Origin of the sequence: Gracilimonas sediminicola (assembly GCF_024320785.1) — a bacterium.
In the GTDB taxonomy this organism is placed as follows: domain Bacteria; phylum Bacteroidota; class Rhodothermia; order Balneolales; family Balneolaceae; genus Gracilimonas; species Gracilimonas sediminicola.
The window spans coordinates 2106224-2119904 of the sequence record NZ_JANDBC010000001.1; the positions used below are offsets into that span (position 1 = coordinate 2106224).

Annotated in this window: 11 protein-coding genes; 10 read left to right on the plus strand and 1 reads right to left on the minus strand. The window is 44.1% G+C overall.

Annotated features, from left to right (window positions below; translation table 11 throughout):
• Positions 1–4: 4 nt before the first annotated feature.
• A complete protein-coding gene (gene paaA / locus NM125_RS09520) occupies positions 5–949 on the minus strand; it encodes a 1,2-phenylacetyl-CoA epoxidase subunit PaaA (RefSeq protein ID WP_255134669.1) in 945 nt (314 codons plus the stop codon).
• Between the two features lie 127 nt (positions 950–1076).
• On the opposite strand from paaA, the gene hppD reads away from it, so the two are divergent.
• The 10 genes from hppD to NM125_RS09570 all read left to right on the plus strand — a co-directional run bounded on the left by hppD (position 1077) and on the right by NM125_RS09570 (position 13609).
• Complete coding sequence (hppD, locus tag NM125_RS09525; protein WP_432419286.1) at positions 1077–2213, plus strand: 4-hydroxyphenylpyruvate dioxygenase; 1137 nt, start codon at positions 1077–1079, stop codon at positions 2211–2213.
• Positions 2214–2297: 84 nt separating this feature from the next.
• Complete coding sequence (locus tag NM125_RS09530) at positions 2298–3455, plus strand: homogentisate 1,2-dioxygenase (RefSeq protein ID WP_255134671.1); 1158 nt, start codon at positions 2298–2300, stop codon at positions 3453–3455.
• A 292-nt stretch (positions 3456–3747) separates the two neighbouring features.
• Positions 3748–5538, plus strand: a complete 1791-nt coding sequence (locus NM125_RS09535; RefSeq protein WP_255134672.1) for a M61 family metallopeptidase — start codon at positions 3748–3750, stop codon at positions 5536–5538.
• A 57-nt stretch (positions 5539–5595) separates the two neighbouring features.
• Complete coding sequence (locus tag NM125_RS09540) at positions 5596–6228, plus strand: TIR domain-containing protein (protein WP_255134673.1); 633 nt, start codon at positions 5596–5598, stop codon at positions 6226–6228.
• The gene (locus tag NM125_RS09545) at positions 6222–6881 is read left to right on the plus strand and encodes a hypothetical protein (protein ID WP_255134674.1); all 660 of its coding nucleotides are present in this window, start codon (positions 6222–6224) and stop codon (positions 6879–6881) included. The genes NM125_RS09540 and NM125_RS09545 overlap by 7 nt, the downstream gene beginning before the upstream one ends.
• The gene (locus NM125_RS09550; protein ID WP_255134675.1) at positions 6871–7356 is read left to right on the plus strand and encodes a toll/interleukin-1 receptor domain-containing protein; all 486 of its coding nucleotides are present in this window, start codon (positions 6871–6873) and stop codon (positions 7354–7356) included. The genes NM125_RS09545 and NM125_RS09550 overlap by 11 nt, the downstream gene beginning before the upstream one ends.
• Before the next feature lie 158 nt (positions 7357–7514).
• Positions 7515–8243 (plus strand): DUF305 domain-containing protein, encoded by a 729-nt coding sequence (locus NM125_RS09555; protein ID WP_255134676.1) that lies wholly within the window; start codon positions 7515–7517, stop codon positions 8241–8243.
• Positions 8233–10266: an LVIVD repeat-containing protein gene (locus tag NM125_RS09560; protein ID WP_255134677.1), complete on the plus strand. Its 2034-nt coding sequence runs from the start codon at positions 8233–8235 to the stop codon at positions 10264–10266. Before NM125_RS09555 ends, NM125_RS09560 begins: the two co-directional genes overlap by 11 nt.
• A 195-nt stretch (positions 10267–10461) precedes the next feature.
• Positions 10462–11808: a M24 family metallopeptidase gene (locus NM125_RS09565; protein WP_255134678.1), complete on the plus strand. Its 1347-nt coding sequence runs from the start codon at positions 10462–10464 to the stop codon at positions 11806–11808.
• Between the two features lie 154 nt (positions 11809–11962).
• Positions 11963–13609: a class I adenylate-forming enzyme family protein gene (locus tag NM125_RS09570; RefSeq protein WP_255134679.1), complete on the plus strand. Its 1647-nt coding sequence runs from the start codon at positions 11963–11965 to the stop codon at positions 13607–13609.
• Positions 13610–13681 lie beyond the last annotated feature (72 nt).

A 13681-nucleotide genomic window follows, 5' to 3' on the forward strand; every position in this document is an offset into this window, starting at 1 on the left:
CTAATTACGATGCCTTTTCCTGGCTCAATTTCTTTTTGCGGGCGTAAGCATTTGCAGCTTCACGAACCCACTCACCATCTTCATGAGCTTTACGGCGGGCCTTTATTCGATCCCGGTTCATGATGCCATTACCTTTAACCACGTTCCAAAATTCATCCCACGGAATGTCGCCGAAGTCCCAGTGCCCGGTTTCTTCATTATATTCAAGGTCCGGGTCGGGCAGGGTTACGCCTATAGCTTCCGCTTCCATCACCATGCGATCTACAAAATGCTGACGCAGCTCATCATTGGTTTTCAGCTTTACCTGCCATTTAATGAGTTCGGCACTGTTTGGAGAATCAGAATCGTGTGGACCAAACATCATCAGGCTTGGCCACCACCATCGGTTAACAGAATCCTGAGCCATTTTTTGTTGCTCAGGGGTTCCATCGGCCATTTTGGCGAGCATCTCATACCCTTGTTTCTTATGAAAGCTTTCTTCCTTACAGATACGAACATTCGCCCGGGAGTAAGGGCCGTAAGAAGAACGAGCCAGCATGGTTTGATTTACGATGGCCGCTCCATCTACCAGCCAGCCAATGGCGCAAATATCGGCATAGGTCATGGTTGGGTAGTTGAAAATGCTGGAATATTTAGCGCTGCCATATAAATATTGATCAACAAGTTCGCTGCGATCAATGCCAAGCGTTTCCGTAGCACTATATAAATAGAGTCCGTGACCGGCTTCGTCCTGAACTTTGGCTAAAAGCACCAATTTTCGTTTCAATGAAGGAGCCCGTTCAATCCAGTTTCCTTCCGGTAACATACCCACAATTTCGGAGTGAGCATGCTGGCTCATCATCCTGATTAATTGCTGCCGATACCGTTCGGGCATCCAATCTTTGGGCTCTATTTTTTCTCCCGCATCAATGCGGGCTTGAAATTCGTCTAACTTTTCTTGATTCTCCATGTGGAAGCGCTTTTTTATTTCGTAAATTAAACATTACGGATAATACAATCATTCAGAATATACCCTAAAACTATCAAAAATTCTGAATGACCAAATCTTCATAATGAATGTTAAAAGAATTGCACAAATGGCCAACCAACCCGATACGATAGACCGACCCCTCGAAGAGAAATTTGATGATCATCTTGGCCTGCAGGATGTGGACTATGTGGAACATTATGTGAACAACGCCAAGCAGGCGGCTCATTTCTATATCACCACTTTTGGGTTTGAGATGAAGGCCTATTCAGGATTAGAAACGGGTATTCGCGACCGGGCTTCCTATTACCTGGAACAGGGGAATATCCGGTTTGTGATTTCAGCTCCGCTAAACAGTAATTCGCCGATTGCACAGTTTGTTCAAAAGCATGGGGACGGCATCAAAGATATTGCCATGCACGTGGAGGATGTGGACCGGGCGTTTAATGAATCGGTGAAAAGGGGAGCTGAGCCGGTTTTGGAGCCTCATGATATGAAGGACGAACACGGTAGCATCCGCAAGGCAGCCATTAAAACGTACGGAGATGTGATCCACTCTTTTATAGACCGGTCGGACTACAACGGTTTGTTCATGCCGGGATTTCAAGCTAAGGAAAGCCTGGTAAAAGCAGACCCGGTTGGTGTTGAGTTTGTGGATCATTGTGTAGGAAACGTGGAGCTGGGCCGAATGGAAGACTGGGTGGACTTTTACCGGGATGTGCTCGGTTTCACTCAATACATCAGTTTTGATGACAAAGACATCTCCACCGAATACTCAGCGTTGATGAGCCGCGTGATGGCCGGTGGCCGCGGGATGATAAAATTCCCGATCAATGAGCCGGCAGAAGGAAAGAAGAAATCCCAGATTGAAGAATACCTGGATTTCTTCGAAGGTCCGGGCGTGCAGCACGTAGCTCTGCTCACCGGTGATATCATCGAAACCGTAGGAAAGCTGAGGGATCGCGGCGTTGAATTTCTGAAAGTTCCAACCACCTATTACGAGGAATTGGAAGACCGGGTGGGTAAAATTGATGAGCCCATCGACAAGCTGGAGGATTTGGGAATTCTGGTGGACCGCGATGATGAAGGATATCTGCTTCAGATTTTCACCAAGCCGGTAGTGGATCGGCCAACGTTATTCTTTGAAATCATTCAGCGAAAAGGAGCCCGAGGTTTCGGAAAAGGAAACTTCAAAGCCCTATTCGAAGCCATCGAACGTGAACAAGACGCCAGAGGCAACCTTTAATCAATTTAAAATTCAAGATTAAAAATTAAGAATTGGAGTGAGCCAATTTTAAATTTTTAACTTTTCATTTTTAATTCAGAAGTCATGTACTACCACGCATTAGGGAAAATCCCGCATAAACGTCACACCATTTTTCGTCGCCCGGATGGAGAGCTATATACGGAAGAACTTTTCGGGGCGGAGGGTTTTCATGGAAACAGCTCTTTGCTTTACCATCACCACATGCCGACAAGGGTGGTTAAAATTGAAGAAGGGGCAGAGGTTATTGTTAAAAAAGCGGATGAAAAAACGCTCCGGCATCGCTTACTGAAGACGAAGGACGTCCCTGCCGGCGGAGACCCCATTACCGGCCGTAAAGTACTAATGTTCAATAACGACATTCAGATTGGAACGGCGCGGCCCAATGGTAACATGGATTATTTCTATCGCAATGGGGAACATGATGAACTGATTTTTATCCACGAAGGTGAGGGACATATACAGTCGGTTTTTGGTCGGCTTGATTTTGGCTATGGCGACTATATTTTCCTTCCCCGCGGAACCACCTACCAAATGAATTTTGAGACGGATGATAATCGGTTCCTGTTTGCTGAGTCCACCGGACCTATTGAATTTCCTAAGCGTTACCTGTCTGAAATGGGGCAGTTTATGGAGAACTCTCCCTTCTGTGAGCGGGATTTCCGGCTTCCCTCCGAACAGCTTTTCTTCCCGGAAGAAGGTGAGTTCGAAGTGCGTATTAAAAAAGGAGGGCGATTCCATCATTACACTTTTGATCATCACCCTTGTGATGTAGTCGGTTGGGATGGATACCTGTATCCGTGGATTTTCAATATTAAAGATTTTGAGCCGATAACCGGCCGCATCCATCAGCCGCCACCGGTTCACCAAACCTTCCGTGGACATAATTATGTGGTATGCAGTTTCTGCCCGCGTAAATTCGATTATCATCCCGAATCTATTCCGGCGCCTTACAACCACTCCAATGTAGATTCTGATGAGATGATCTATTATGTAGAAGGGGATTTCATGAGTCGGGAAGGAATTGGCTATGCGGATATCACGTTGCATCCCGGTGGTATTCCGCACGGACCTCAACCCGGTAAAGCCGAAGCGAGTATTGGAGCCGAAGAAACCGATGAATATGCGGTTATGATAGACACTTTCCACCCAATGTATGTAACGGAAGAAGCCATGCGGCTGGATGACCCAAGCTATCCGTATTCCTGGCTGGAGGATGAGTAGAACATCGAACAAGGAATAACGAACATTCAACATTGAAGTGGTGATTCCTGGTGATAATCGCTCAGCGTGGTCACCAAATTTGCTCCGAGCAAATAAAAAATCCCGGTAATCCTTAAATCCTGCGAATCAAGGTTCAAAATTAGCTTCTGAACCATGATTCGCAGGATTTAAGGATTAGCAAGATTACTAAACTCAGACTCGAACTACTAACACCTAAAACCTAACACCTTGTAACTAATCCCTATCCTCTACATATTCCCGCCCATCTATTTTTAAATTTCAAAACTCCGCCATGAGAAAAGTTTTTCTGCTATTCACGTTTTCACTCATCACTTTATCACTTACCGCACAGACTACCACCAACTACAAGATCTCTTTTGAGAATGCCGTTCATCACGAAGCGGAGATATCGGTTACGTACACCAACCTGGAGTATAAAGTACTGGAAGTGCGAATGAGCCGGACTTCTCCCGGTCGATATGCGCTCCACGAGTTTGCAAAGAATGTATATGGGGTAAAAGCCACCGACGGCAAGGGAAAGGAGTTGGAAGTGACCCGCCCAAATCCGCACCAATGGAATGTAAGCGGACATGATGGAACCGTGAAATTTGAGTACACCCTGTTTGCCAATCGGGGAGACGGCACCTATTCACAAGTAGATGAAACCCATGCCCACCTCAACATGCCGGCGACTTTCGCCTGGGCCAGGGATTACGAACACCGCCCGATTGAAATCACCTTTGATGTGCGTGAAGACCTGAACTGGAAAGTGGCAACGCAGCTAAAACCGCTGGAAGGAACGACTTATTACGCGCCCGACCTCTATTATTTCCTGGACAGCCCGGTTGAGATTGCGGATTTCCATGAGCGGCAGGAAGCCATTGATGGCCAGCTTATTAAAATGGCTTTGCATACCTCGGCAACGGATGAAGAAGTAGATGAATACTTTGGTAAAGTGATGGCCATCGTGAATGCACAGGTCAACCTATTCGGAGAGCTGCCTGAATTTGACTACGGTGAGTACGTATTTCTGAATTGTTTTATGCCCAACGCAAGCGGAGACGGAATGGAGCATAGAAATTCCACCATTGTAACCAACTCTAAACCCATAGACAGACCGCTCGGGAATACCAGCTTGGGAACCGTTTCTCACGAATTTATTCATGTCTGGAATGTAGAGCGTATTCGTCCGGCCAGCCTGGAGCCCTTCAATTTTGAGGAAGCCAACATGAGTGGCGAGCTCTGGTTTGCTGAAGGATTTACCAGCTATTACGATGATTTGATTCTTCACCGGGCCGGGATCAATACAGCTGAGGAGTATGCAGAAGCCCTTGATGGCGGATTGAACTATGTAATCAACAGACCCGGACGACAGTTTTTCTCTCCGGTTGAAATGAGTTACCAGGCCCCGTTTGTGGATGCAGCCACGTCCGTAGATCCTCAGAATAAAACAAACACCTTCATTTCTTATTACACCTATGGAAGCGTGCTCGGGCTTGGACTGGACCTTTCACTCAGAAAAATGGACGGCAACAAAAATCTCGATGACTTTATGAAGCTGATGTGGAGAGCGTTCGGGAGAACGGAAGTCCCTTATACCAATCGTGATATTCATGAAATGCTGGCTGAATATGCCGGCGAGGATTTGGCCGATGAGTTTTTCGAGAAATACATTTTTGATAGTCAGCTGCCGGATTATGAAAGCCTGTTGGCTGATTTTGGAATCACTCTTACCAAAGCCAACCCGGGAAAAGCTGTCCTTGGAACAGACATTGAAATTGAAAGTGGTGTCGGTAAGCTGGAATCCAATGCGCTGATTGGTTCACCGATTTATAAAGCAGGGATTGAGTCGGAGGATGAAATCACAACTATCGCAGGAACTTCTTTGAGTGAGGTGGAAAGTGTGGATGATATCCTTAGCGAATACAAACCTGGGGATGAAATTGAAATTGAATTTACAAGATGGGCACAAGCAAAGACTGTGAAAGTTAGGTTGGTTGAAGATCAAAAATTACAAACTGAACTAAATGATAAAATTAGTATCGAAATAAATTCTAAAAGAAATGATTGGCTAAGAGAATAATCATTTCTTATTCTCTACACATTGTTTTAATGGAACTTAAAATAGGGTGAGGGGATCATGTCTAAGAAAAAAGTATTTATAAGTTATCATCATGACAATGATCAGAACTATAAGAATCAATTGATCAAATTTAATTTGGCGCATGACATTTTTGAGAATGTATCAGTTGATACTGGGGATATTAGCGATGATTTAGAAAGTCAAAGAATAAGAGAAATTATTCGTGATGATTATTTACAAGATTCTACAGTAACAATTGTATTGATTGGTACAGAAACTAAGGGAAGAAAGCACGTTGATTGGGAAATTTATTCTAGTATGATAAATGGGAAGGTTAATAAAAGATCAGGCATTTTGGTGATTAATTTACCAACGATAAATTGTGAATATTATACTGCTTCACTTGAAGGAGAAAAAGATATTCTTTATCCAGGTGAAGAAAACTGGATATCAATTAAGGATCGTTCTAAATATGAACAGAGGTATCCTCATATGCCTGATCGAATTATTGATAATCTTCTCAATGAAAAGGCAAGAATATCAGTTGTCAATTGGAATAAAATTATTAGTGACCGAAGTTTTTTGAGATTCCTTATTGAAAAAACAAGTGATCAAAGGTTGGATAATGAATATGATCTAAGTCGAAAAATGAGGCGATCAAACTCACCAAGGAAAGGATTGAGATGGTAACTACTGATAGTTTAAATACGCAAATTTTAGGTATCTCAGTTGACATAGGTCAACCTTCTATACTTCTGACTAGTAGTTGGACGTTTATGATAATTATGCTTGTATTAGTGATAATATTGATAATTATATTTAGGAAATACAAAATCTCAAATTATAGTACTAAGGAATTAGAAATAGAGTTTTCAAGTAGCCCTAAGGTAACTGTTAAAGCAACTAGGGATGATTCAAGTTTATATATAGCTAACAGGATTCAAATTGAACTAATAACAAGAAAGGCTGCAATTAGTGTCACAGAAGAAGATGTAATCGAGGAAATTTATAATTCTTGGTATAAGTTATTTCAAATACTTAGAGATGAAATAAAGTCTGTATCCGGTGAGCTAATTAGAAATCATAAATCAACTTCAGCATTAATTGAATTAACAGTTAAAATTTTGAATGACGGATTAAGACCACATTTAACTAAATATCAAGCAGAATTCAGACGCTGGTATAAATTTGAGAAGGAGAAAGAAGGAAATAGTGAAAAATCTCCTCAAGAAATACAGAAACAATATCCCCAATACGACGAACTGTTTTCAGATATGAAAGAGGTTAACAGAATCCTTACTGAATTTTCAACACAATTAGGAAAGCTAATTAATGATAAATGAGATGCAAGTTTTTATAGCTCACCAAAAAGGGGATAGAGAAGAGGCAAAAAAAATAGCAACTTATTTAAGATCCATAAATATTAGAGTCTATTTTGATGAATATGATAGAGAACTAAAAAAAGCTTTAAGAGAGAATAATCCAAAGGGCGTGGTGAAAGCGATAGAAAAGGGGTTGAAATCTTCTACACATATGATATGTTTGATTTCCAAAAATACTCTTTATTCAAAATGGGTGCCGTTTGAAATTGGATATGGTTATGACAAAACGAAGGTATATTCATTAACCTTAAAAGGAATAAAGGATTATGAAATACCTGACTACATAAAGGCTACTGAAATACTAAGAGATATTCTTGATTTGAATATCTTTGCTAAACAATATGGTAGTAAGAGATTATTCGAGCAAAAAAACTATTCAAATAGAAGCTCATACTTACATCCATTAAGTGGAATTATGGATCCAATAGTATCTTAAACTTATGAAATAGTTTCATTTCTTTTCTTATTTAGAATGAAATATCAAATAGTATTTCAGGTGTAATGCTCTTATAATAAGCCTTCCTTTAAACAGGGAGATAGACTCTACAAGCTTAATATGTTATGGATTTTGTGTATATGAACAGCAGTTTTATAGTGAAATTTATTAAATCGTTTTTTTTGATGGTATTAGTGGTGGGATTATCGGCATGCAAAAGCTCGGAGTCGGTAAGCAATAATTCGGAATCAGGTAAAGAGACGGCTACTGAGCAAAGTGTGGATAATGATTCAGGGATGAGTACCGCCGAAATGGAAGCTTTGTATTGGGCCCGACAAGACAGTGCCCGGATGAACTTCACCAAAGCCGATGTAAAGTTTATGACCGGGATGATTGCTCACCATGCACAGGCACTAATCATGTCGCGACTGGCGCCGGAAAATAACGCAAGTCCACAGATCCAAACCCTGGCTGCCCGCATTATCAATGCCCAGAAAGATGAAATCCGCTCTATGCAAACCTGGCTCCGTGATCGCGATCAGCCGGTTCCTGAAGTGCATATCGAAGGATTGAACCTGATGATTCACGGGCTTGGGGAAGATCACATGAAAATGGATCACACCAATATGGCAGGAATGTTATCACCGGCTCAGCTAAAAGAACTCAGCGAAGCCACCGGCGATGAATTTGACCGCCTGTATTTGAAATATATGATCGACCACCACAAAGGGGCGGTAACGATGGTCACCAAATTATTTGATACCGATGGAGCCGCTCAGGACGATGCCGCATTCCGTTTAGCATCAGACATTCAGGTAGATCAGCGGACGGAAATTGACCGTATGCAGCTGATGCTGGACCGGATGACTGCAGCTAATGGCCAATAAAGAATATCACGTCAACAAAAACACAGAATACGTACTTATGAACAAATCGAAACTATTTCTTACGCTGATGGTGTCGGTATTGATTGGTGCCTATGGGTGTTCGTCATCTTCCATGATGGACGACTCAAGCTCACCGTCTATGATGCCATCTATTGAACCCAAGCCGGTAACGGAAGCAAACCCGCCAAGTCCCGACCCACGGGTAGGACTGAAAGCCGGTTTATTTGATGCCGAAGAAGCCAGCTGGAACCTGAATATGCTGTCTCAAACACCACCGCCCGAAGATTTTGTGGGCGTAACGAACTCCGACCTGGCCTTTAAAGGTAACTATGCTTTTCAGGGGAATTATAATGGTGTGATTGTATGGGATGTATCCAATCCCCGATCCCCGGAACTGGTAGTAGATTACTTATGCCCGGCTTCACAAAGTGATGTGTCCGTGTATGGAAATCTTCTTTTTGTATCCGGTGAAGGATTAGGCGGCCGACTCGATTGTGGAACTGAAGGAGTGCAGGAAACAGTGAGCGAAGAACGACTTCGCGGAATCCGGATTTTTGATATTACTGATGTCAAACAGCCAAAATATGTGTCTAACGTTCAAACATGCCGCGGTTCTCACACGCATTCCGTTTTGAAAGATCCTGAAGACGACGAAAACGTTTATATCTATGTGTCAGGATCAGCGCCTGTTCGCCCGAATGAAGAATTGCCGGGATGTTCAGCTGCCATGCCGGATGAAGATCCTAATTCCGCCTTATTCAGAATTGAGGTAATTAAAGTCCCGCTGGATAATCCTGAAGAAGCAGCTATCGTAAATTCTCCCCGAATTTTTGAAAACCTGACAGCTGCTCCAACCCATGGTATGGCTCCGGCCGACAAAGCAGCGTTGGAAAAAGCGAAAGAAGAAGGAGCTTTTACAGCCGAAATTTTTGGTCAGGAACGAGTAATTCCTGGTCGGTATGTACGAATGATTCTATCGAATGTAGCCCAGCAGCGAGCCGGAGAAGGTGCAGAACCTACAGCGGCTGACAGTGCTTATCTCCGTGAAAATATCCAGATGATGGTGGACCAGCAGTTTGGAATAGGTGGTGATGAAGAAGACGATCGCGGACCAAACCAGTGTCACGACATCACCCTTTATCCGGAGATTGGTTTAGCCGGGGGTGCTTGTGAAGGCTACGGACTCTTACTGGACATCACGGATCCTGTAAACCCTAAACGGGTTGATGCGGTTGCTGATTCAAACTTCTCATACTGGCACTCTGCTACCTTCAGTAACGATGGAAGCAAAGTGTTGTTTACGGATGAATGGGGCGGCGGCGGTCAGCCAAAATGCCGTGAAACGGATCCTTACGAGTGGGGAGCTAATGCCCTGTTCACCATCAATGAGAACAATAAGATGGAATTCGAGAGCTATTATAAACTACCTGCTCCACAAACCAGTGAGGAAAACTGTGTAGCTCACAACGGATCTCTGATTCCGGTTCCGGGACGGGAGATTATGGTTCAGTCGTGGTATCAGGGTGGTATTTCTGTGTTTGACTGGACAGATACATCCAACCCGGTTGAAATTGCCTTTCACGATCGTGGCCCGGTTGATTCTACCCGTATGGCGAACGGCGGAAGCTGGTCGGTATATTGGTACAACGGTATGATCATCAATTCTGAAATTGCCAGAGGACTGGATATTTTTGAGCTGGAAGCCAATCCGCTGCTCACTCAGAATGAAATCGATGCAGCGAATACGGTAACGCTCGATTACCTGAACGCTCAGGGACAGCCTATGTTTGAATGGCCTACAACCTATGCGTTAGCCAAAGCTTACGTAGATCAGCTTGACCGCGATGGAGAAATGAGTGCATCAGAAATTTCAGCACTCCGATCCGGGATAGCGAAAGCAGAGAAGTCATCCGGTTCAGAAAAATCAGCACTACTGGCTGAATTAGCTGACGGAATTGACGGTTCAGCTTCTACAAAAGCAGGAAAGCTGGCTGAAACACTTCGTGACCTGGCTTCTATGTAAATCAGGATCACCGATAAACACATTCAAACCCCGGTTTAGCGAAGGCTGATCCGGGGTTTTTTGTTTTATGAGGTAGTCACCCCGGACTTGGACCGGAATCTCCTTTTATGAGAATGAAAAGAAAACCCTGATATCCAATGTTGCACCTCTGCCCATCCATTCCCATATTCTGCAAATTTTAAAACCCATCGAGCCATGAAACAACTTCTGACTATCACCCTGCTGATTATTCTTTCCCTTCCACTTTCAGCCCAAAACTATCCGCACATTTTTCCAATGAAGGAACGGGCAGCTGTAATTAATGATATGCTAAAGGATAAAGTCGAGAATTATCTTCCGGAAATGATGAGGGAAACCGGCATCGACATGTGGATTATAGTTTCGAGGGAGTATAATGAAGATCCGGTGATTGAAACCATGCTTCCGGCTACCTGGCTGGCTGCCCGGCGCCGTACTATTTTGGTGATGCATGATTTGGGTCCCGGAAAAGGCGTTGAAACCCTGGCAGTGGCCCGGTATGATGTGGGAGAAGTTTTTAAGAAAGCGTGGGATAAAGAGAAGGAACCCAATCAATGGAAGCGGCTGAAAGAGATTATCGAAGAAAGGGATCCCGAGCGAATTGGTATCAATATTTCTGAGATTTGGGGACACGCAGATGGCATGGTGGTAACCGATTACGAGGAAATGAAAGAAGCCATTGGTAAGAAATACACCGATCGCTTGGTTTCAGCGGAGAAACTGGCGGTGAGCTGGCTGGAAACCCGCACGGAGAAAGAAATGCAGGTGTATCCGCAGATTGTCCGAATTGCCCACCAAATCATAGCCGAAGGATTTTCAGATGCTGTTATTCAGCCGGGTATCACCACCACCGAGGATGTGGTTTGGTGGTATCGGGAAAAGATCAGGGAGTTAAAGCTGATCACATGGTTTCATCCCAGCGTATCCATCCAACGGGCTGACCCTGAATCTTTTGATCACCTGAGAACCTTTGATAGTCGGCCCGGAGAAAACATGATCATGCCCGGAGATTTACTACACGTGGATTTTGGTATCAAGTACCTGAGGCTCAATACGGATACCCAGCAGCATGCCTATGTACTTCGTCCGGAAGAAACCGAAGTGCCGGATTACCTGGTGCATGCTTTTGAAAATGGGAATCGACTGCAGGATATCTTCACCAATAATTTTAAGGAAGGAAGAACCGGTAATGAAGTATTGAAAATGTCGCGTGAGCAAGCTATCGAAGAAGGACTCAAGCCAAGTATCTATACGCACCCAATTGGTTATCACGGTCATGCTGCGGGGACCACACTTGGCATGTGGGATGCTCAGGGGGGCGTGCCCGGCGATGGTGATTACCCGTTACATTTGAACACAGCTTATTCCATAGAGTTGAACGCTGCTACCTATATTGAAGAATGGGGTAAAGAAATCCGGATAATGCTGGAAGAAGATGCCTTTTTCGACGATTCCGGCGTGTGGTATATTGATGGTCGTCAGCGGGAAATTATGATGATTCCAAGAGTTCCGGCAAAGCAGTAAAGGAATAACTCAGGACTCAGAATTCAGAACAGTATTGTTCTGGCTCCTGAATTCTGAGTCCTGATTTCCTTTAACCATCTATTAAACTTTCTGACCGAACCCGCTTTGCCTTTTTGAAATTCATCCGTTACCATCCAAAAAAAGTTGAAGCACCATGGAATTCAATACCTTAGAAGAAAAGATTATACACGCCCGAACGCTCGAAAATCCCCCGGAGGATTTGCAGGATGATTTCTTTAGTCTGTTGAAAAGGGGAATAGGCAGCGACAAAACGTATCTTACTTACAGGGACGCCGGTCAGAATCGTGCAGAGATCTCATACCGGGAGTTCTATGAGCATGTAGTAAACACAGCCCGTTTTTATCAATCCAGAGGACTTAAGTCCGGAGATAAAATTGCCACCATTTCTCACAATCACTGGCATACGGTGGTTCAGTATTTTGCCGCCTGGTTCTGCGGGTTAGTGGTGGTGCCGGTCAATCTCGGGGAAGATGATAACCGGATTGCCTACATCCTGGAAAATGCTGAAGTGAAGCTGGCGCTGGCAAGAGATGAATATGCGGAGCGCATTCAGGCTATCATTCATAAGGCTGGTGAGCTTAATGAAATTGAAGTCGTGATTTGTGATGAATCCGTTGACTCTTTTTCAACTGAGGACGGTGAGCTTCGGGAAGTAGAGGTTAATATCGAATCTGAAGCACTGATTGTATTTACTTCCGGGACTACGGGAAATCCCAAAGGCGTTGTTTTAACACAACGTAATTTGCTGGAAGACGCCCGAACCATTAGTCAGTGGCACAACATTGATGGTCAAACAAAAATGATGTGTGTATTGCCTATTCATCATGTAAATGGCACGGTTGTGACTATGATAACGCCGTTTTTTGTGGGTGGATCTACTGTCCTGAACCAGAAGTTTAGTGCGGGACATTTTTTCAAAGCCATTGAAGAAGAGCAGGTTCAAATTGTGAGTGTGGTGCCCACATTGCTTCAGTATCTTACCAATTACTATGAAGGCAAGGAAGTTCCCGAGTCAGAACAATTCCGACATATCATCTGCGGTGCCGGCCCGCTGACGGTTAAAGTGGCCCAAAACTTCGAAGAGAAATTCGGGATACCAATAATTCACGGGTATGGTCTTTCGGAAACCACCTGCTATTCGTGTTTTATTCCGGCCGAACAACCCGAGAAGGAACACAACAAATGGATGCGGGATTTTGGTTACCCGAGTATTGGAATTCCGGTTCCGGCCAACGAGATGGATATTCAGGATGAAGATGGAAACTCTGTTCCTGAAGGTGAGCGGGGAGAAATTGTAATCCGGGGAGTGAACGTGATGAAAGGATATTTCAACAACCGGGAAGCCAATGAGTCGGCCTTTAAGAACGGCTGGTTTCGAAGCGGGGACGAAGGATTTATAAAAAAGGATGAGGAAGGAAACCGATATTTTTTCATTACAGGTCGGTTGAAGGAGTTGATTATCCGGGGCGGCATTAACCTGGCTCCGCTGGAGATTGACGAAGTGATTAACAAAGCCCCGGGCGTAAAAGCCGGAATTTCGGTGGGCTTCGAAAATGACTGGTACGGGGAGGAAGTTGGGGCGTATGTGCAGCTCAAAGAAGGAGCCAAGCAAGACAAAAAAGCTATTTTAGACTATTGTAGAGAACACCTTCCGTTCTCAAAAGCCCCCAAGGTGGTGGTGGTTGGGGAAGAACTTCCGGTCACCTCCACGGGAAAATACCAGCGGCTCAAAGTGGCGCATTTGTTTGAGGAGTGGAAAGAGGTGCAGTTTCGGGAGTAAGAAAAAATCGTCCATCGCAAATCAGCTTGTGCCGATCGGAAAAGAGCCGATGGATGGCATGAATAACAATGA